The sequence below is a fragment of the Neptuniibacter marinus genome (genome assembly GCF_001597725.1).
Classification (GTDB): Bacteria; Pseudomonadota; Gammaproteobacteria; order Pseudomonadales; family Balneatricaceae; genus Neptuniibacter; species Neptuniibacter marinus.
The window spans coordinates 1-209 of record NZ_LUTR01000117.1 but is presented as its reverse complement, the minus strand read 5'-3'; the positions used below and the strand labels follow the sequence as shown (position 1 = coordinate 209).

The 209-nt window shown below is 49.3% G+C and carries 1 tRNA gene; it reads left to right on the top strand.

Features of this window, described 5'->3' with window-relative positions:
• The first annotated feature begins 132 nt into the window (after nucleotides 1-132).
• A tRNA-Ile gene (locus A3774_RS16285) sits at nucleotides 133-209 on the top strand.

The following is a 209-nucleotide window of genomic DNA, read 5'->3' as shown; positions in this document are numbered from 1 at the left end:
TGGATCACCTCCTTAAACGAAAGCCGAATCTTGGCAAGCGTTCACACGAATTATCTGATCAGAAAGTGAAGAGAGCGGAAGAGTAGTCTGCAATTACATTGCGACTAGTCGGCAAATAATGTGCCGAGTAGTAGGCTTGTAGCTCAGCTGGTTAGAGCGCACCCCTGATAAGGGTGAGGTCGGTGGTTCAAGTCCACTCAGGCCTACCA